This is a genomic window from Streptomyces sp. NPDC005017, from assembly GCF_042873115.1.
Lineage (GTDB): Bacteria > Actinomycetota > Actinomycetes > Streptomycetales > Streptomycetaceae > Streptomyces.
Genome location: NZ_JBIALD010000004.1, coordinates 126,804 through 147,412, shown reverse-complemented (window position 1 = coordinate 147,412; position 20,609 = coordinate 126,804). Strand labels below are relative to the sequence as shown.

Below are 20,609 nucleotides of genomic sequence, written 5' to 3'. Positions count from 1 at the left end.
ATCGCCCAGGAACCACCAGAGCCACCGGATCTTCTAGGAGCAGGCGGAAATGAGCACTTCAGCCCAGATCGGCGTCACGGGTCTCGCGGTCATGGGCCGCAATCTCGCCCGCAACTTCGCCCGCAACGGCTACACGGTCGCCGTGCACAACCGGACCGCCGCGCGCACGCACGCGCTGGTCGAGGAGTTCGGCCACGAGGGCGAGTTCGTGGCGGCCGAGACCGCCAAGGAGTTCGTGGCGGCCCTGGAGCGGCCCCGGCGCCTCGTCGTCATGGTGAAGGCGGGCGGGCCGACCGACGCGGTGATCGAGGAGTTCGCCCCGCTCCTGGAGCCCGGCGACATGATCATCGACGGCGGCAACGCCCACTTCGCCGACACCCGCCGCCGCGAGCGCGAGCTGCGCGAGCAGGGCATCCACTTCGTCGGCATGGGCGTCTCCGGCGGCGAGGAGGGCGCGCTGAACGGGCCGAGCATCATGCCCGGCGGGCCCGTGGAGTCGTACGACTCGCTCGGCCCCATGCTCGAGAAGATCTCCGCGAAGGCGGCCGACGGGGCGCCCTGCGTCACCCACGTCGGTCCCGACGGTGCCGGGCACTTCGTGAAGATGGTGCACAACGGCATCGAGTACGCCGACATGCAGCTGATCGGCGAGGCCTACCAGCTGCTGCGCGACGTCGCCGGGTACGAGCCCGCGCGGATCGCCGAGATCTTCCGCACCTGGAACACGGGGCGGCTGGACTCGTACCTCATCGAGATCACGGCCGAGGTGCTGTCGCACGTGGACGCGGCGACGGGGAAGCCGTTCGTGGACGTGGTGGTGGACCAGGCCGAGCAGAAGGGCACCGGCCGCTGGACCGTCCAGATCGCCCTGGACCTCGGCGTCCCCGTCTCGGGCATCGCCGAGGCGGTCTTCGCCCGCTCACTGTCCGGTCACGCCGCGCTGCGGGCCGCCTCGCGCGACCTGGCCGGTCCGTCGGCGGCGCCGCTGGGCGAGGCGGAGGCCGCGGCGTTCGCCGACCGGGTGGAGCAGGCGCTGTACGCCTCGAAGATCGTGTCCTACACCCAGGGCTTCCACGAGATCGCCGGGGGCAGCGAGGAGTACGACTGGGACATCGACCTCGGGGCGGTGTCCGCGATCTGGCGGGGCGGGTGCATCATCCGGGCGGCCTTCCTGGACCGCATCCGGGCCGCGTACGACGCGCGGGCGGATCTGCCGAGCCTGCTGTCCGACGGGACGTTCGCCCGGGAGATCGCGGAAGCGCAGGACGACTGGCGTGAGGTGCTGGTCACGGCGACGCGGCAGGGGGTGCCGACGCCGGGGTTCTCCGCGGCGCTGGCGTATTACGACGCGCTGCGCGCCGAGCGGTTGCCTGCGGCGCTTACGCAGGGGCAGCGGGACTTCTTCGGGGCGCACACGTATCGGCGGGTGGATCGGGAGGGGGCGTTCCACACGCTGTGGGGTGGGGATCGGTCCGAGGTGTCCGGCTGACGGGTTGTCCGGCTGACGGCTGAGCTGTTGGCCGGTTGTGCGGTTGCTCCGTTGTCGGGTGCGGGTTCGTCGGGGCTGGTCGCGCAGTTCCCCGCGCCCCTGCAGGGCGTTCGGCCCCCGGTTGCTCTGTGGAGCGGCTGGGGGTCTTTGCTGGTCGGTGCGGGTTCGTCGGGGCTGGGCGCGCAGTTCCCCGCGTCCCTGTAGGGCGTTCGGCCCCCGGTTGCTCTGTGGAGCGGCTGGGGGTCTTCGGTTTTCGGGGGCGGGGTTCCTCGTGGCCGGGCGCGCAGCTCCCCGCCTCCCTTTGGGGCGGGGGTTGCTCCGGGGGCTTTGGAAGTGGGGGGTGGGGTAGGCGGGAGAGTGGGTGGGGGAATGTTCTTGTTCGTTCTCGGAGGGCGTCATGAGTGAGCCGCGACCCGATCCTGTTCCGCCTGGGCCGACTCCCGGGCCGCAGCCTTATCCGGAGCCGGTACCGCCGGTGCCCGCTCCCCCGCCGGGGCCGCAGCCGGTTCCTGAACCGGATCCGTCCCCGATCCCGCCGGGGCCGCAGCCGGTTCCTGAACCGGATCCGTCCCCGATCCCGCCGGGGCCGGAGCCGGTGCCCGACCCCGAGCCGGGGCCGCCCCTGACCTGAGGCGGCCGCCCGGTCAGGCCGTGACGGCCTGGGGGCTGCGCAGCTGGTCGGAGCCCGGGACCGGCTCGCCCGCGTCCGAGCCCAGTGCCACGATGCGGTTGTCCGCGTCCACGTGCACGACCCGCGGCTTCAGCGCGCGTGCCTCGGCGTCGGTCACCTGGGCGTAGCTGATGATGATCACCAGGTCCCCCGGGTGCACCAGGTGGGCGGCGGCACCGTTGATCCCGATCACGCCGGACCCGCGCTCGCCCTCGATGACGTAGGTCTCGAGGCGGGCGCCGTTGGTGACGTCCACGATGTGGACGAGCTCCCCGGGGAGCAGGTCGGCGGCGTCGAGCAGGTCCGCGTCGATGGTCACCGAGCCCACGTAGTGCAGGTCGGCCTGGGTGACGGTGGCTCGGTGGATCTTGGACTTGAACAGAGTACGCAGCACTTTGGACTCCTGTATGACGGCTCCCTGCCAGCTTTTTGCAGGTCAAGGGCAGTCTTCACTCTACACGGGCACGCGTCGGAGTCGATGATTGTGAGGAACATCGCTTCTTAATTGGGGATAAGGCTCCCTGCCTGGGCTTCCGCGCCAACCAGGCTGTTGTGACACCACCGACCAGGTGCCTATTCGGACAGCCGTTTCAGGGTGTTCGGGAACTGATGCTGACCAGACGCTGACTTACCTGACGCCACATCAGGTGCATGCGGGTCACAGGATGACTCGCTGTCCGGGAGCACGCACTGCAGCCCGAGAGCTCCGCGAGGAGCTCACACAGCCGGTGTCAGGTGCACGGCCTTCGTGTCGTACCAGTAGATTTCCGCAGTCTTCAGTTCTACGACCGAGAAGCCCCCGACGCTCTCGCGACCAGTGAGCCGTCTCGTTCGGTTACCACGACGGGGCCGACCGAATGCTTAACCCTCTCCCCGGTCATCGCTATCAGCGCCAAGGGTCTCCCATGGCAAAGCAAGCTCGGCAGCGAGCTGGAACAACAGTAGATCTCCCCGTCGGTACTCCTATTGTGGCCGCCGACAGGACGCGGGTGTGCTGGTCGAGTCTCGGTGGGGCCAGGCGCAACCCCGGCCCCACCCGGTTGGTCAGACCCCGGCCTCAAGTACGCCCAGCGCCGTATGGAGAACCGGCTCCACGCGCAGGCGCGTCCCGTCTCGGTCGAACACCTGGAGGGCTTCCAAGCAGACGACGGACCCGCGTGCCTCCCCGGACGAGAGACCTGCCATCTCGGCCGCGGTGACGAGGTAGGCGTCGTCATGCCAATCGTTACCGAGCTGCTCGACGACCCCGTCGTAGGCGGCCTTGAGGGTGTCGTTCTCCAGCAGCCCCACGGCGTCGACGAACTGTTTGGCGCCGCTGCTCTGCCCCAGCCACGACGTCAGGTCCGCCAGCACTCGGTCCTGGTCCGGTCGGCGATCACGCAGCTGCAGCGCCTTGTCCAGCAGGTACGGCCAGCCACCGGTCGCCTCCGCCAGGCGCGTGAGCCGTTCCTCCGTCTCGCACAGGCTGTGGCGCTGCGTCCAGTCCTTCAGGCTGCGCAGGTCATGCCGACGCAGCACCACGATGGTGTCGTGGTCGGCGTCGGGACCGGTGAGGAGGCCGGACCAGAAGCCGAGCTGTTCCACACCCGACACGAGGACCACGGAGCGGGTCGCCTCGGCGGCCTCGGGCAGCACTGCCCTGGCCAGGTCGAAGGACTCCCGGCAAGACTTCTCGCTGCCAAGAGAGAGATCGCTGATGAGCAGTCGCCGCTCGCCCGCGCGGCCGGCGGCGAGCTCCTTGCGGAACGTCTTGGCGCTTCCGATGGCGGGCACGGACCAGCCCGCCACCCTGCCCGTCACCTCACGCAGGGTCCGTTCCACATCGGCGACGCTGGTCGCCTGTGTACCGAGAACGACGCGGACCTGGTTGACGTATTCGCCCAGCAGGTAGTCGATCTGGTTGACGGTGAGGGGGGCGGACCTGCCGTCGTAGAGGTCCGGACGGCTCTCCAGGACAACGGTCTCCTCCAGCCGGGACTCCGTCTCCGCTCGCAGCAACCGCGCCTCGATCTCCTGGGCGGTACCGATCATGCGCAGCGCGTTGGGTCCCCGCAGATGCCAGCCCCGTCCGTCGTTGTTCGGCGCCAGGACACCGAGGCCGACCATCTCCTGCAGATAGGCACGGAACCCCTCGCTGTCCAGGTGCTCGAAGCCGCGGGGCCACCAGCCGGCACATTCCTCCCGCAACTCCCTGTCACTGAGCCGGGTTTCCAGACCGTTGTCCCGGGCGTGCTGGGCAAGGACATTGGCGATGACGTGGTAGCGGTCGTCGAGGGCGAGGGTGTCCTTGAAGGCCGCAGTGATGTCCGAGCGCAGCGAGGTGTCCTGCTCCACGGCGTCGACATCGGACTCCTCGATCGTGTACGGAGGCGGTGCGAGTGGTGCGCGTGCCCGCTTGTCCTGCATGACCTGCACCATCCGGCTGCCGAAGATCTGCAGCAGGAAGGGCTGGTACGAGCAGAAGCCGAGCACCCGGTTGACGAGGTCGACGTCGGCAAACTCGAAGCCGAGCGCACGCATCGGGTGCACGATCAGGTCGGCGGCGAACTGGGGGGCGAGCGGTCCGACGACCGTCGGCGTCTGTGCCAGGTGGCTGAACGGACCGTTCCTGGCGAGCCGGGTGAAGCGCTGCACCGAGTGCAGACCGGCGAACACAACCTTGGCCCGGCCGCGCGAGTCCTCACCCAGACCGCGTAGCCGGCGGGTCTCCGTGCACTCAGGGACGTCTGCCTCGAAGAAGCGGTCGCACTCGTCGAGGAGGATGAGCAGCCGCCGGTCGGGATCCTGAGCGAGCCACCGGGCGATCCCGTCGGTGACCCGCTGCCATGATTCCTGTTGTGGGCCCCGGCGTCGAGGCTCCTCCAGAACGCCCTGCCTGATCAGCTCCTGGTCGAGCGTGGGCCAGATGGCCTCGGCACCGAGTGCGGTGCCCCGGCCGATGCCGATCTTGTCCAGGTTGAGGTAGAGCTTGCGGTAGGCCCCCGGCCGCTGTTCCTCGAAGCGGTCCCCCGCGTCGGCCAGCAGTGCCGACTTGCCGAGACCCCGGCCGCCGTAAAGGATCTGGGTCCCCGCCGGGTCGTGGATGCTCTTGCGCTCGCGGTCCCGACCGTAGAACATCTCCCGGCCGATCTGGCCCCGCTTCTCCTTGATGTACGGGTTCACCGCGGAGAACGGCAGCAGGGTCTCGGTCGTGGCATCCACCCGCCGGTTGCCGTGCGCGATGAGGTAGGCCAGCGCGGCGTCGTCCACCACCATGATCGGCTTGGTGTCCTGGGAGGCAGCGGCCAGCTCATTACGGGTTCGGCTGTCCAGCGTCCCAAAGTGGACGACGAGCAGACTGCTCTCGTCGGGATCCTGCAGAGCGCGGGTGATGAGCAGTTTGGCCGCGGGCCGGCCCCAGATCAGCAGGGCGCGGAGCTTACCGCCACGGTCCTTGATCTGCGATCCGAAGGCGGGTGCCCAGGCACGGCCGGTGACGTGCACGGGCGCGAGTTCGAAGAACCGGTAGTCCTTGCCTCGCGGCAGATCGTCCAGAGGCCGTGCGCGCCGGGCCTCGTATCCGAGGAGGGCAAGAGCCGGATTGAGGCTCTCGCGCGGATTGATGTTGATACGGTCCTTCGTCGCGGCGAGCGTGCTCCACAGCTCCAGGGCAGCCGCGGCCCGTTCGGCCTCCTCCTCCGAGAGTCCTGCATAGTCCAGCACGGCGTGGTCACCGCACCGGCCACGGGCGCGGACGGCCGCGATCAGCTCAGCGTCGATGCCGCCCGGCAGCGAGTCCGGCACGGCGGGGAAGAACGCCTCCAGGTGCGAGTCCTCGGACCTGATCTCCGGTACCGGTTCGCCCAGTTCGAGGAAGTAGACGAGTTCGGCCGCGGTGGCCAGGCTGTCGGTGTCCAGATTGCGCAGGACTCGTTCGCGGTCCTCCGCGCTCACGTCCGTCAGCGCGGCCAGCCGGGCGCGCAGCCGGTCGGCGGCTTCCTCACGGTAGCGGGGCAGCAATTCTTCGACTCGGCCGAGGTTGCGGCGGACCGCGGCCAGCTCGCCCGGCCGGTCGTGCTCCAGGTGTGCTCGGGCGTCGGCGAGCAGCTCCTGGAGGCTGACGTCTTGTTCGACGGTGAGTGCCTCGTCGGCCTGTGACCGGCGGAGCCGGGCGGCCAGTTGCCGCTGTTTTTCGGTGAGTGCCGCGCGGCGCTCCTTCTCGAATGCGCTGAGGTGTGCGCGACGCGCCTCCGAGAGCGACAAGGTGTGGGCCGCAGGAAGGACGTCGAAGTCCGCGAGGTCCGTGATGGTGCGAATCACATCGAATTCGTCACGGGCGAGCTGCTGCTCGATCGCGTCGTCCCAGGTGCGGTCCACTGCCTTCAGCAAGCCGTCCAAGGTCGGCTTCTCGCCCGGCACGGCCGGCTCGGCCTTGTGGAGCTCGGCGTCCAGAACCGTCTGAACGTCCGGCTCGGATCCCGTCTCGACCGGTCGACTGTTCGCATCCAGTCCGTCGAAGACCTCGGCGAACAGGTCCCGCGCCACGTAGGCGGTGGCTTTCGCCAGGATGGCGGAGCTGCGTTCGGCCGCGGTGAGGTCGTCGGCTACCCGTTCGCGCAGGCCGAGGAGGGAGAGGCGCAGGGATGCAATGGACTGGAACGCCCACACGTTCTCCTCAGAGCGTCCTGCTTCCAGGTCGCGCTTGACCGTACGCCACTGCCGTACGGCGTCCCGGACGCGCTCGAGGCAGTGACGGACGTTGTTGCGGCCAGCCCCCTGGATGCCCCTGCCGCCCGGCCCGCGCAGCTCAGCGTCCATCGCGTCAATCGCCGCCTCGACCTGGGTCCGGCGAGTGAGGTTCTCCAGCAGCTCGTCGGCCAGGTGCTCGGCGTCCGGGGCCCCGGCCACGATTGCGGTCAGCACGCTGCCGAGCAGACCGGTCGGCGCCAGCCAGCGCTGCACCATGGCGCTGGCCCGTTGGAAGCGCAACCGAGGCACAGTGAGCATAGCCTGGCAGGCGTCCACGGCCGCGCGCAGCTCGCCCTCGGTGTGGGAGACATCGGCGACAACGGCATGGGGCGGCGCGATGAGCAGTGCGCCCTGCAGTGCACGTTCTGCCACCATGGTGGCCACCTCGTGCAGGGCATCGGGCAGTTGCGGGGTGAGCGCCCTCAGCTGTGCACCGACCACGGGTGCACCCGTCACTAGGGCTGCCCGGACCAGCGTGGGCAGCAGGAGCAGGGACAGCGCGTCACTGTCGCTCTCCTTACGGGCCTCCCACTCGTGCAGCGCCTCTTCGATGATCTGAGCCGCTCGGCCGGTCCTGGAGTGCAGCAGTGTCGCCGCGGCGGCCAGGCGCAGGACCGCGGCCTCGGTGTCCGGGCGGTCGGCGGCCTGCGACAGGTGAGCGGCAAGTCCGAAGCGCTTCTCGGCGATGAGACGGGCGAGGACGGGTTCGATGCTCTTCGTTTCCGTGCCGTCGGCTGTTTCCGTGGTGGTGTCGACGGCTGCGGGGGCGGCGAAGACCCGCCGTTCCGGCGCGGGCTGCTGCTCGGCGGTGTCGGCGGACCCGGGAGGTCGCTCGGCCGGGACGCAATCGGCGGTGCTGTGGTCCTGCGTTTCAGGCACGCCGGTGTCAGCATGCGCGGCGGTGGCCGTCTCCGGGGATATGGCCCGTTCCGGCGCCTCGGGAACCTCGGCGGATTCCTCGCCCTGCGGGGCGGCGGCCGTGTCGGGGTGAGGGGTCCTGTGCTCGCTCAGCGTGATCTGCTGGTAAAGGACGGCGGCCACAGCGTACGGCGGATGTGCGACCGACAACTGCTGTTGGAGCTCGATGATCTCCTGCTGTGCGTCGGACCGGTCCTTCATGTCGGCGAGGCGCACCAGCAGCGTGAGAATGTGTGCGCACGCGTCGTCCTGTTCGTCCCACTCTTGCTTCGCGAGCAGTGCCTCCGCGCTGTGCCTGGCGTCCGCGATCACCGCGGCCACCGCACTGTCCGGAGCGCAGCCCAGGGCCGTCACCGTCTCCACCACTTGACGGGCCTCGGCGTTCCTCCCCTTCCGTTCGACGCGCGCACGAACCTCGTCGATCGACCTCAGGACATCGGTGAGGCGATCGGTGACGCCGGTGACGCCGAGTTCTGAGAGCACACCCCGCACGTGGGAGAACGCCGGGGCGACCGCGGCGAGCGGCACCAAATCAGTGTCGGTGGGCGGGCACCCGTCCAGCAGGGTGGCGCGCACGCGGTCGACGGCGCCTCGTGCCTCCTCGACGACGTGCTTGAGCTCCTCCTCGGCCGAGGCCAGATCGTCTAGGGAGCGCCCCTCACCAGGGGGCTGCTCTCCCTGCTGCGCTGAGGACTCGGCCAGTTCTGGAGCCGAGATGTGATCGGGCAGCCGGGGAGCCGGGACCGCAGCGGTCGGCTGTGGTTCCTCAGCCGCCGCGTCCTCGCCAAGCGCAGTGAGGTGGTCAAACCCGGGAGTCGCGTCGATTACCTGCTGAGCGGCCTTGAGTACCGCGGCCAGTGCCGCCTCGTCCGCCTCCATACCGAACCAGTCGTGTTCCGCGGCCCATACGAGCAGTCGGGCGTCGTGCGCCGAAGCCTGGAGGTGGGAGAAGAGCGCCAGGCGGAGCAGGCATGCGCCCCAGCGGCCCACGAGACCGGGGCTCGTACCCGCGGCCCCGTGCTCAGCGACCTCGTGATCGATGTCGTTCATGATCCGGGCGGTGAGGTGGGACACCGCATGCCTGTGGTGGGTCGGCTCCACCCGTTGCAATCGCTTGAGCACTTGCTCGCTGAGCACGCGCCCGAATCGCCGCGGTTCGACCTTGCGGAAGCCGAGACCCCTCATGATGGCCTGACGATCCTTGGGCCCGAGGGAGTTCAGCGCGAATTCCGTCTCGCCGACCGTGAGGCCGTCGAGGGCGGCGTCCAGGATCTGACCGAGCCCGTCGAGCGTTATGGCGAGTTCCTTGAGCAGTCCAACCGGTGTGCCGTGCGGGGAGGACGGTGGTTCGGCGACCACGGCGTAGCTGGCGGTCATTCAGTCCCGATCTCTTGTTTCCTGTGATGTGGATGCGGGGGGTGTGGCGTGCGGCCCGCCCATGTCGGGCCGGTCCGGCCGGGGCGGGTCAGCGCCGGCGAGAGTGTTCCGTGACGAAGGTGTAGCCGGGTGGCAGTTCCCAGCCGTCCGCCTTTCCGACGTGGCGGCAGTGCTCGCGGTAGGCAGCGCGCTGTGCATCGGTCGGATTCGAGCCCGCGGGCAGCCTCCGCAGAAAGCCGTGGACGAAGTGCTCTACGCCGTGGGCCTGCGGCGGCGCGCTGGCACGCGAGCCCGGTCGTGGCACCACCACGGGGTTCGGCGCGTAACCGATCAGGGCGATGGGCGGCTCACCGTCGCGGGCAGGGTGGTGGGGCTCGCCGTCCACACCGCGGCTGCCGATGGCCGGGTACAGGTGGTGTTCGGCGAGGAGCTCGTCAACGGCCTGCTCCAGTGCGGTGACTTGCTGGGGGGCGGGAGTTGTGTCGTAGACGCTTCGAGGGAGGGCGGCCCGGTCAAGGAGAGCATGTCCGTCGGGCGTGAGGCGGCCGAAGCGTCGTACGGTACGCAGGACGAGACGCCGGGTGTCGAGGCCGGCGGACGAGTCGCCGTCCCGCTCGCTACCCGGCGCTCCTTCCCGGGTGAGCACTCCCGAGTCGTAGCGATGCGCGACGAGCTGCCCGTCGATGTCGACGGGGTGTTCCAGTTCGACGGTGTGGACCCGGAAGACGGTACCGCCGCGCGGCCACTGGATGTACAGGCACAGCCCGGGGAAGAAATCGATGGGCCACTGGACGTTCCGGAGCATGCCGATCTCATCGGTGAGATCCAGAAGCACCTCCTGGACCTCCTCGGACGCGTCGAGCTCGCCGCCGGGATGGCTGAGTTCCAGGCGTACGCGCACGGAGCCGGTATCCGTGCCGAGATATGCCAACCCGTCCCGGGCCCTGGGGCTCAACGGCAGTCGGTCCTCCATGAGGTGGGCGAGCCGCAGCGGGGTCTGCCAGCAGACCTCGCTGTCGTTGATCCTCAGGTAGTTCGGCGGACCGATCCGGTCACCGTCCGCGAGCGGGGTGTCCGCGGGTTCGGCATCGACGTACCTTTCGTCCTCCGGCTGTTCCTCTCGGGGGACGCTCTGTGCGTGCGGCACCGCGACAGGCCGAGGCGGCGCGGGTGGATGCACCGTGTCATGCCAGCCGCGTCCCGCTGGGCGTAGCGGATCACTGTCGTCCGTCTCCTCCGAGCCTGGGTGGTGGGACCGCCAGATGCCACCGTTCTGGAAGTCGTCGTCGAGGGTGATCCGTACGTCGCTCCCGGCGCGTATGCCGTTGTCCGTGTCTCCCCGGACGAAGTCCGCGACCGCCAGGTTGGCGCGGCACACCGAGACCGCGTATTCCACTCCGCTCAGCAGTGGTTCGGCACCGTCGACGCCGCGCAGCCACGCCCCGATCGCCGTGTACACGGTGCGGGAACCGTTCACGCCGTGCCGTCGGTGGGTGGCAGGGGCCGCACTGCGTTCCAGGGAGCCGGCGAGGGCTCTCAGGTCGTCGCCGCCCAGCGGCCCGTCGTGGCCCAGGGCGGCCCCGATGCGGGTACGGGTCAGTGCGTAGTGGCCCCAGCTGCGCAGACTGTCGCTGGTGCGTAAGGCGTGATCGACGGTGTCCAGCAGCCCGCTGAGGGCGCTCTTCAGCCGCTCCTCCGTGCCACCCCCGGCCAGGTGGGCGACGGACGCGGGAACGAGGGGGCTCAGCAGTGCTTCGCGCTGGTGGGTCAGCAGATGCTGCACGAAGGCGGTGCAGTCGTCAAGCCCGGCGTGCGGCGCCGAGCCGTAGCGGGCGTCGACGACGACGTGGCCGTCCTTGTTGAGCCACTTCTGGCGGGACCGGAACCGCTGCAACTTCGCCTCGCTGAGCTGCAGCGCGGGGCCGAACGCCGTGAGATCAGGGACCAGCAGCTCCCGGCGCACTGGGTGCGGTGCCTCCGACAGCTCGCTCGGTCCTCGGACACCGGCCGGTACCCCGGACACCCACGCGGGTACGTCGGCACCCTCTTCAACGCCGGGGTGTCGGCCCTCCTTGTAGACGATCTCCGCGTACAGCGGGTCGGATCCTGTTTCGATGCGAACGAGTGCCCCGACGGGCAAGGCCGGTACTTCGTCGCCCAGCGTCAGGGAGGGGAACGCGTCCAGGTCGAAGGGGCCGTTGCCGTAACCTTCACCACCGAGCTCGTAGCCGAAATAGGCCGCATTGAAGGCGACCGCGGTGTGCACCGGACACACGCGGTCGGACACGACCGCCTCCAGGTAGCGACGCAACCGTTCCAGTTCCTCGGCGGGTGTGCTGCGGTGTCCGCCGGCCATGGCGGGAGTAAGCACAGGCTCGCCGTCGAACGGCCGCCAGATGTCCGGTCCAGTGCTGATCATCGTGGTCACGCCCAGCTGTCCTTCCGTTCGGGTCCGCTTCCCGCCCGGCGGGATCTCATGTGTCGGACTGGGCGGACAGCTCGCCAGAGGCTGTCCGGGCCCTCGACTGCGGCTCCGGCTGCGGCCAGCCGTGTGAGGCTCGCGCCCACCGCCGTATAGGACAGATCCGCACGACCGCCGAAGTGGCGGCTTTCCCGGATCGCCTTCGGCAGGGGGATCATCTTTCGATTCCTCGAGTTGTAGGAGGATTCGTCGCCGCGCAGTGCGTGCCAGAGCCGGCGCGGGTGTGCGCCCTGCGGCTGGAGCTGCAGCAGCCGGTGGACCTGGAGGTCGACGCGCTGGTCGCGCAGTGAGGTGTCGGCACCGCCTCCCTCGCGGGGGCGCGGGCTGTCGAATGCCTGGGGGACGGCAGGGCGCCGCTCCTCCACGGGCCAGCGGCCGGTGTCCCAGCAGGCCGAGCAGCGGCAGCGGGCCGTGGTGCAGCACCCCTCCGGCAGGTCGCTGACGCCGAAGTAATCGGCGAAGACCCGTTGGGCGCATACCGTGCTCGCGTCGAAGAAGTTCCGGAGCCTGGCCAGTTCCTCGGCGGCCCGGCGCCCGCGTCGGCCGAGCAGCGGGAGGAACCCGTCGGGCAGGGTGCCGGTGCGGGTGGTCAGACCGGTGACCAGGCGGCGGCTGGGTGCCGCTGAGACGTCCAGGAGCCCACGGTCGTGGAGGTCGGCGAGCAGTTCCCAGGTCGCCGACGGTCCATCGGCGACCGAGCGGTAGTCGGGGCACCGGGCGGCGAGTTCCCCGTCGAGAGCTCGGACGTCGACCTGTCGTGGGGTGTCCCAGGACAGGGCGGTGTCGATGACGGTCTGCTCCAGCCGCACGGACCCGGCCGCTTCCTCGTCGCGCTCCGCTGCAGTGGTAGGCGTCTGTCCTGCGCCGTGGCCGGCCGGTCGGAGGTCGCCGGGTTTGACCGCGCAGAACGGTGGGTGGTCGCCGAGGTCCTCGACGGCGCCGAGGTCGGCGAGCGCGCTGAATGCCCGCATGATGCCGCCCTGGTAGCGCTCCTGGGTGTGCCGGTCGTCCAGCTCAGCCTCGCTCAGCGCACCGCTCGCGGCGTCCTCGGCCATAAGCAGGTCGGCCAGCCGTACCGGATCGAGCGTGCCGTCCCGCTGGGCGAGGACAAGGTTGCCCATGCGCCGGAGCAGCGACGCGGGCAGTTCCTGGCCCGTCATGAAACGGACCATGCGCAGGCCCCGGCTCGTCGCGAGGGCGAGACCGCTGTTGACGGGGCCGTCGCCGGCCGCCCCCCGGCCCGCGCCGTCCCGCCCCGCCCGACCCAACTGCTGGTAGAGCGCGGCCAGGTCGGTAGGCGGCGACACGCACATCACGGTGCGTACGTCGGGCCGGTTGACACCGAGCCCGAACGCGGAGGTGGCCACCACCACGACCGGGACGAAGCCGTCGTCGCCTCCCCGGGGCGCCTCCCGGAACTCAGTCATGACGGCCGCCTTCTCCGCCTCCGTCAGACGGCCGTGGAACCGCAGCACGCGGACGCCAGCGTCACCCACGTACTCGCGCAGGTGGGTGTAGAGGGTGTTGACCTCCTTGACGGTGAGGCAGTAGAAGATGGCGTGACCGTCGAGCGCGTCGACGACGCGCTCGACCAGCCCCGCCACACCTCCCTGTCCGAGTCGGTCGAGGGAGCGGCGGAAGACGGCGAGTTCGGGCCTGATCGGGTTCTCGCGCACCGTCAAAAGCCCACCGACGACTCCGGGATGCTCTGCTTCAGCGGTCGCCTCGGCCGAGGCGGGCTCAGGGACCTCGGCGGGCAGACCGAACAGTCCTTCGCGCAGCGCCTCGTGGACGGCCCTGTTAGCGGTGGCGGTCACCGCGGTGACCGCCACCCCGTGGTCCCGGCGCAGCTCGTCCAGGAACCTGCTGACCCGGCGCATGCTGGGCCGAAAGTCCTCCCATTGCGGGAGGGTATGTGCCTCGTCCACGGCGATCCGGGTCACCCGGCCCGCCGCCGCGGCCGCGCGGACGGTCTCCCGGAAGCGCCGCTGGCACAGGCGTTCCGGGCTGACGTAGACCAGGCGGATACCGTGGTCGGCCCGACCGAGGAGCTGGTCCGTCACTTCTGTCTTGCCAGCCCTGCTGCTGGACTCGCGCAGCGGGGAGATGAGTGCGCGGACCGCGCCACCGATGGACCGGTTCAGTTCGAGTGCCTGGTCGTGCATGAGAGCGACGAGCGGGCTGACGACCACGGTGACGCCGGGCAGGACCAGCGCAGGCAGCTGGAAGGTGAAGCTCTTGCCGAAGCCTGTGGGAAGCAGTCCGAGTACGTTGCGCCCCTCGGTCACGGCGGCGATGACTGCCTGCTGGGCCGGCTTGAGGGCCACGGGTTCGTCGACGAGCCGCAGCAATCCTCCGATGCGGGCGCAGCGGTCCTTGATCTCCTCCACGAGCAGGCCCTGTTCCCGCAGCTTTTGAGTCTCCTCGGTGGTCAGGGCCAGTTCACGGATGCGCCTGGTGTGTGGTAGAAGGGTCTGTCGTTCGAGGGCTTCGTCGGTACACAGCTCCGCAGCCCGGGTGGGGTCCAGGAGGTTGTGGGCCGCCATGAACTCCCAGATGCGACGCCATCCTTCGGCCATGGTGGCGACGTTGCCACCGCCGATGTCGCCGGTTTCCGGGTCGGGTCGCTGAAGTCCGTCATCGAGGCTGCCGAGGAAGGCACGTCGGTAGGAGCGACGCAGGCTGCTTGCTCCCGCAAGCTTGCGGTCGCTGATGACGACGACGCCACGGTGGCGGTCGGAGCGGATGAGCCGGCCCACCGCCTGACGCAGCTGAAGCGCGGCGAGCGGCAGGTAGTAGTGCTCGGTGGCGGCACCTTCCGGATCGGGGTGGCCGGCCTGCTCGGCGCGTTCGGCAACCGCCGCGCGCCGGGCCTCCACGATCGGAGCGGCGAACGGTGCGAAGGGCAGTTTGTTGATCCACACCAGACGCAGCCGCTCGGCGTCGGAGACGTCGACCCCCTGCCAGAGTCCCTTGGTGCCGACGAGAAACCCTCCGCCATCCCGTCGGTCGGTGAAGGCCTGATAGGCCCGGCCGTTGCCGAGAGTGAGCGCCTCGACGACCGGGGTGTCGAGGGCGCGGGAGCGCAGCTCCTGCACGAGGTGGAAGCCGATGCCCGCGGCGGTCGAGCTAGCGGTCGTGAGGATCACGCCGCCGCCATCAAAGCCGTTGCCGTCGGCGCGTCCACGTGTCATTTCGGTGGCGAATCCGGCGACGTGGTGGGCGACGGTCCGCAGGGCGCCCTCCTCCTGCTCCGCCCAGGAGGGGAAGTCGGAGAAGCACACGACCTCGGCCTGGCTGCGCAGGGCGAACGGGGAAGGCAGGGATAGCGTCGGCAGATCGTCGGGCAACCCGAGTCGGGTCCGCATGAAATCCCATTCCCCGGCGACACGCAGGGTCGCGGAGACGTAGTAGACACGGTCGAAGGACTCCAGGTAGCGCCGCCACTCCGGGTCTGCGGGCAGATCGACGGGACTGGTGGCAACACGGAAGCGGTAGGACCGCAGTTCCGCCTTGGGTTCGTCCACTTCCTCCAGATGTATGACTCGCGAAGGCGGAGCCTCGTCCAGGGTGAGGGCGGGGTCGAGAAAGGCGCGGATGTCGGCCGTGATCCGGTCGAGGGCCGTAGTGAGTGATTCGGTGTGCTCCGCGAGCGCGGTCAGGCGCTCGCGTACCAGGGGATCGATTCCGGCAGCGTGCTGGACCACGTACCGCTCCAGCGTGATGCGACAAAACACGAGCGCCTTGGCGATGCTCTCCAGCACCACCGACAGCCGCCGGGTGTGCCGGGTGCCGGAGGTGCCGACGTAGGGGCTGGCGAGCGTGGTCGCCCGGCTGCCGATGCGTACGCCCACGCCCTTGGCCTGGGCGTCGAGGGCCTGCGCCGCCAGCCGAGGAAGGCGTTCATCATCAAGCAGTCGTTCGAGGTCTGCAATCGCTGCGGCGGCCTGCTCCTTGGCGGTGCCCGGGTGCGCGTCCGCGATCCATGCCTGGTACTCCGGCAGCAAAGCTTCCAGGTCCTGGTAGTTGACGGTCACGGTCAGCGCGGACGTGGCGGCGTTCTCCAGCTCATGCGCCTCGTCGATCACGAGGAGCACCTCAGGTCCGACGGCACGCAGGTCGTCCAAGTGGGAGAGGACGAGTGCATGGTTGGCGAGGATGAGGCGGTGGCTGTCGATCGACTCCCGGACGGTGTCGGTGTGCACAGTGAGCGGATTGCCTGCGGCGGGGCCATAGTCACCGTCGCGCTGGGACAGCGACTCCAGCCAGAGCGGCAGGCCGCGCCCGATGTAGTCGATGAAGAAGGCGGGCAGGTCCACCGGGTCGACCGATCTGGCCGTCCAGGACTGGGGGGGGCTCCTTGGCCGCGAGCAGGCGCAGCGCGAGGAAGACGGCGAGTTCGCGGAACCGGATCCGCTGGGAGAAGCGGGCGCGGGCGGTGCCCGCGGAGCGGCGCCGACGCGTGGCCTCGGCGAGGGTCTTCGTCAGGGCTGCGAGAGAGAGCCGGTTGGACTTGCCCTTGACCAGGTCGGCGACCCCGAGGATGCCTGGCAGGGCCCGCTCCAGGTCCTGGACGTCCTTCGCCATCTGGCTCTGCAACTGTTTGGTGTACGTGGCAATGACAGCGGTACGGCTGTCGCCACCGGCGAGCCAGTCCAGCGCGGCGGCAAGTACGGCATAGCTCTTTCCGGTGCCGGTGGGCGCTTCCAGCAGGCCGCCGACGTCGCGGTCGGTCCAGTCGTGCAGCGTCGCCGTCATCTCCTGCTGGGCGGGCCGGGGTTCAACGCGGGCGCCGTGCACGACCCGGGCGAGAGCGGTCGGCTCGACCCGTCCGTCGGCGCCCCGCAAGACGTCCGGCACGTCCACGGCGCCCTTGCCCGGGGCTCTTCCGCCAGGGGTTCGACGCGGCGTGTGCTGCCCGAACTCGGCACCCAACAGGCGGGTCACGTGTGCGTGCTCCCACACTTGCGGCTCTCGATCATTGGCATCCTCGCCCTCGGCCAGTTCCCGCAGCAGTCGCCACGCGTCGGAGTCGGGGCAGACGTCGGCGATGAGACCGCGTAATTCGGCCGTCCTGCAGGCGAACTCGGCGGCGGCCCGCTCGAGGAGGCGCACCAGCAAGAGCACGTCACTGTCCGCAGTATGGGCACGCAGGCCCGAACGGGACACGTCGAGCTGGATCGCCAGGTCCTGAAGTCGGTGGGACGGGGCTGTCGGCCACATGGCGTGCGCGAGGTACAGGGCATCGACGGGGCGCACGGCGGAGAGCGGATCGCTGGTACCGGCCTCCTTCGCCGCTTCACAGACGACGGGAAAGTCCAGTGTCGTACCGTTATAGGCGACCACGACATCGGCGTCCGACAGGAAGTCACGCAGCTCCGTCCACGCCTGTTGCTGGGATACCCCCTGGCCAAGCACAGCGTCCCGCACGCTGCCGTCACGCAACTCCTCAGTGTCACCAGGGAACCTGAGGTACCGCCGCCAGCGGGGCGCCGCAGCGACCCATTCACGATCGGCGCCGAACCTGACCGCTGCAGCCTCGTAAACGTGCCGCTCCAAGTAGGGAGCGGTCGCCGTCGTCCGTACGACGCTTTCGACGTCGAGCGCGACGGTCCGCAGCACGGACGTCTCGTCCAACCGTGCAGCAACAGCGGACTCAACGCTTGGCTGGCGCCGTTCGGACGCCACCTGTGCCGGGCGCACCAGTTCCTGCGGAGCAACAGGCAGGAGAAGGTCCCCCGAAGCGATCAGCAGACCTCCGCGGACCGCCTCGGCGACCAGCTTGACTAACCGCTGCTCCGGCAGTGCGCCGAACTGCCTCTTGGCCTCGACGACCAGTTCCCGCTCAGAAATTCCGGACGAGAAGGCACGGACCAGCTCTGCAACCCTCCGCGACGCCGCAGAAACCGTCTGCCCTTCGGGCATGTATACCCCCCTTGCACGCGGCCCCGGCCAATGCTCGACCGCGCCGCTCCCTCGGCTCTCCCTCCCCTGGAGACCGGGACGTGGCCTACATCATAGTTTCATTTAGAAGGTTACGGACCTTTAGTAGAAATCTCGTGGGCGTCAGACGGACACGGACAGGCGTGACGGTGTTCAGCTTCCACGAGCCGAACTGGCACATAGGGGGCACGTGGTGAAAGATCGGCGTGCTCGCCCGTCCAGTACGCGGCCTCTTCCGCTGCCGCGGCCATCACCCCTTCGCGCATTCCCCCGCCATTTGCTGACCCCGCTCGCGGCGTGCCTTCACTACAGACGGGTCCATGCCCCTCCTCAACACACGACTTCGACAGCGGGGTGACGCCGAGGGATTCGGCGAGACTTTCCGGATCCAGCCGGAAGCCTTCCGACCAATTCTTCGACCTGGCCGTTACCGAGTTCCGCCGTCGGGACCCGGACTGGGCATGGGAGTGGGATGCAGTGTTTGACCGTTACCGCAGACCGGTTTCGCCGTGAGTCCACTGCGGGGTATCGCTCGGCCGCCATGCAAATCCGTCGTGCAGGCAGCCACCCACCGTGGACGACTCCGGGTTGGAACACCTGCTGGCTACACCCCATCCTCTCGTTGCAACGGCGGTAGAGGGGATGGACGCGATGACCGCCTCTCAGGCGTTCTCGTCATGGATCCGCGCACCCAGATCCTCCGCCCAGTCCAGCGCCCACGCCTTGAGTTCTTCGATCTGCCGGGAGGTGAGCCCGTACGCGGTGTAGTCCTCATCCTCGTACCAGTCCGCGCCGATCAGCCGGTCCCGGAGGTCTTCGAGGCTGAAGTCGTCGTGGGCGCGACGGCGGCCCAGGGATTCGAGGTCGGCGGTGGAGCGGTGGCGGGAGGCAGCCTGGACGTCGATGAGGTCGCGGACGGTGCCGCGGTCGGCGAGGGCACGGACCTTGGTGCCGATCACGTCGTCGAGGGAAAGAACGGGGCCATAGGGGGTCTGGGCAGGCGGAGCCCAGAACGCCTCCTTGAGGACGTCGACCTCGCACTCCTCGCCGGTGTCCGGATCGGTGACGAGGAACCGGCCGCTGAGTGGATCGGTCTGGACGTGCGTGGTCCGCCATCCGCGCTCGCTGAGGCCCACTGTGAGTGAGGCGACGATCTCGCCCATCGGAGCGGGGTTCTCGGTAGCGACGTCGAGGTCACGGCTGAAGCGTTCGACCAGGCCGTGGGCCTGCACGGCGTATCCGCCGGTGAGAACCAAAGGGTAAGGGGAGCCGAGGTCGAGGATGTCGGCGAGGAGACGCTCGTGGAGCGGAGTGAGCTTCACGCGGCGGTCGTGTCGGCCGGAGCGGTGCGGAGCAGCTCGGGGAAGGCGTCCTCCCAGACCTCGCGGATGTAGGGACTGATCAAGCGCCTCAGTACGGGCCACTGCTCGACGAGCAGTCGGTGGTGCAGGAGGGTCACCAGGTCCTCACTCAGTCCTTCGGCGAGGACGGTCCGGTAGAGCGTCATGCGGGACTTCGGACGGTCCAGGCTGTAGCCCGTCCGCCCGGACCAGACGATGTGGAGCGGCAGGTCCACGTTGCCCTCGACGGGGCCGGCCAGCTCCTGCAAGCGCTCGGGCAGCCGGCTGCGGTAGCGGTCCCGCAGCACCTCGGCGCGGGCGGCAGTGATCGTCGTGTCCATGCATCCAGTATCGCTGTTGAGAGGCGGCGGCATGGCGGATACGGGGGTCCGCTGTCATACGTACGGGGCGGGCGGCCGCCCCTCCCTCGGATATCTCAGCCAGGGCGCGCTTAGCGCATCATCGCCTACCCGCGCAGGCCCCAGGTGGCGCGGCAACCGGCTGCTCTGCAGGCCCGGACCAGCCCGCCTGCGGGCGCGGGTGATCATGACGCAGCAGGTCACGCGGTGGGACCGGCCGCGGCTTCGGTTTCTCTGTCAGAAGTGACGACGATGGCGAAGCCGAGGCCCATGGCGCCGGCACAGTGGACGAGAAGGACACCGGGGCGGGCGAGGTCAATGACCCGTGCCGCGGTCGACCTGTCAAGTACGCAGCCAACGTCCCAAGCGGGAGCCAGAGACCTGTCACCCGTCACGGCGCCCACCTGGTCAGCAAGCTGGGACACTCCCGCGCCCGATGCTGACCGTTTGCTGACTCGAGTGGAGCCATCAAGCCTCTGACCTGCAAAAACACCCAAGTGCTAGATCTTGGACTTGAACGTGGTACGCAGCATGAAGAAACTCCCGAAATGTCTGCTCCCTGCCGGCTTCTGCAGGTCAAGGGCGATCTTCGGAGCGTACAACGGTTCGCATGCTCGGTCAGCGGTCCGCAGGTGTCGCAGAACTCACGCTGACCCATTGCTGACTTTCCTGACGCGTCGGCGGGACAGTTGGGCCGGGCCGTCGCCGTCCTCGTCCGCACACGCCCTGCGGGGCCGGGCTCACCCGGCGCCACCGCGGAAGTCCGAGTTGCCCAGGGCCTGCTCCTGGAAGCCTCCGCCCTCGGCACCGCTGCCCGGCGTCTCGCTCAGAGCCGCGCCCGCAGCAGCCGCCGTGCGTGCACCACGACCGTGACGCCCGGGCACGGTGAGCGCACACCGGGATTCCCACGGCCCGGGGGAAGGACCGACCTCGGGTCGGCAGGAAGCGGCGGCCGGGCCGCCGTGGCCCGGTCCGCACAGGGGCGGGCCGGGTGGCCCGTTCGATCGTTCGCCTGCCTTTCGGGCAGCGCGCTACGTACGTCCCCGGTCCGAGCAGTCCCTTCGGAGCTGTCCCCTTCGCCGTCGGGTCAGGCCTCGGGGAAGGCGGGAGAGATGCCCAGTGACGGGGCAATGGCCGACCAGATCGTCGACTGGACCGTGGGGAGGTCGACATGTGGGTCGGCGAGCATCACGCGAACGCCCAGGCCGTCACGCAGCGCCACGATCTGCTCACGTGTGGCGACGTCAGGACGTGCGCCCTGGGCGGCACCGGCCAGCGGTGGCAGCACATCGGCCGGCAGGCA

The 20,609-nt window shown here is 69.5% G+C and carries 9 protein-coding genes; 1 reads left to right on the top strand and 8 read right to left on the bottom strand.

Annotated elements, in window-relative coordinates; genetic code table 11:
• Positions 1–49: 49 nt before the first annotated feature.
• A complete protein-coding gene (gene gndA, locus ACFYR0_RS07855; protein WP_389323038.1) occupies positions 50–1,489 on the top strand; it encodes an NADP-dependent phosphogluconate dehydrogenase in 1,440 nt (479 codons plus the stop codon).
• A 644-nt stretch (positions 1,490–2,133) separates the two neighbouring features.
• Here gndA and panD read toward each other — a convergent pair.
• The 8 genes from panD to ACFYR0_RS07815 all read right to left on the bottom strand — a co-directional run bounded on the left by panD (position 2,134) and on the right by ACFYR0_RS07815 (position 20,594).
• A complete protein-coding gene (gene panD / locus ACFYR0_RS07850; RefSeq protein WP_389323036.1) occupies positions 2,134–2,553 on the bottom strand; it encodes an aspartate 1-decarboxylase in 420 nt (139 codons plus the stop codon).
• 650 nt (positions 2,554–3,203) lie between these two features.
• Positions 3,204–9,182 carry a hypothetical protein gene (locus tag ACFYR0_RS07845; RefSeq protein WP_389323034.1) on the bottom strand — a complete coding sequence of 1,993 codons (5,979 nt, stop codon included), beginning with the start codon at positions 9,180–9,182 and terminating at the stop codon, positions 3,204–3,206.
• Positions 9,183–9,270: 88 nt separating this feature from the next.
• Entirely contained in the window at positions 9,271–11,601 is a 2,331-nt protein-coding gene (locus ACFYR0_RS07840; RefSeq protein ID WP_389323756.1) for a hypothetical protein, read from the bottom strand.
• A 5-nt stretch (positions 11,602–11,606) separates the two neighbouring features.
• The gene (locus ACFYR0_RS07835) at positions 11,607–15,983 is read right to left on the bottom strand and encodes a DEAD/DEAH box helicase (RefSeq protein ID WP_389323032.1); all 4,377 of its coding nucleotides are present in this window, start codon (positions 15,981–15,983) and stop codon (positions 11,607–11,609) included.
• Positions 15,901–17,589, bottom strand: a complete 1,689-nt coding sequence (locus tag ACFYR0_RS07830; RefSeq protein WP_389323030.1) for a DEAD/DEAH box helicase — start codon at positions 17,587–17,589, stop codon at positions 15,901–15,903. The genes ACFYR0_RS07835 and ACFYR0_RS07830 overlap by 83 nt, the downstream gene beginning before the upstream one ends.
• Positions 17,590–18,269: 680 nt before the next feature.
• A complete protein-coding gene (locus tag ACFYR0_RS07825) occupies positions 18,270–18,929 on the bottom strand; it encodes a nucleotidyl transferase AbiEii/AbiGii toxin family protein (RefSeq protein ID WP_389323028.1) in 660 nt (219 codons plus the stop codon).
• Positions 18,926–19,288 (bottom strand): hypothetical protein, encoded by a 363-nt coding sequence (locus tag ACFYR0_RS07820; protein ID WP_389323026.1) that lies wholly within the window; start codon positions 19,286–19,288, stop codon positions 18,926–18,928. Before ACFYR0_RS07820 ends, ACFYR0_RS07825 begins: the two co-directional genes overlap by 4 nt.
• Before the next feature lie 1,105 nt (positions 19,289–20,393).
• Positions 20,394–20,594 (bottom strand): hypothetical protein, encoded by a 201-nt coding sequence (locus ACFYR0_RS07815; protein WP_389323024.1) that lies wholly within the window; start codon positions 20,592–20,594, stop codon positions 20,394–20,396.
• Positions 20,595–20,609 lie beyond the last annotated feature (15 nt).

What these genes read in the sequence shown, in the direction of transcription:
- ACFYR0_RS07830 (WP_389323030.1), bottom strand. Translation starts at nt 17,589, where the DNA reads ATGCCCGAAGGGCAGACGGTTTCTGCGGCGTCGCGGAGGGTTGCAGAG.
- ACFYR0_RS07840 (WP_389323756.1), bottom strand. Translation starts at nt 11,601, where the DNA reads ATGATCAGCACTGGACCGGACATCTGGCGGCCGTTCGACGGCGAGCCT.
- ACFYR0_RS07820 (WP_389323026.1), bottom strand. Translation starts at nt 19,288, where the DNA reads ATGGACACGACGATCACTGCCGCCCGCGCCGAGGTGCTGCGGGACCGC.
- ACFYR0_RS07845 (WP_389323034.1), bottom strand. Translation starts at nt 9,182, where the DNA reads ATGACCGCCAGCTACGCCGTGGTCGCCGAACCACCGTCCTCCCCGCAC.
- gndA (WP_389323038.1), top strand. Translation starts at nt 50, where the DNA reads ATGAGCACTTCAGCCCAGATCGGCGTCACGGGTCTCGCGGTCATGGGC.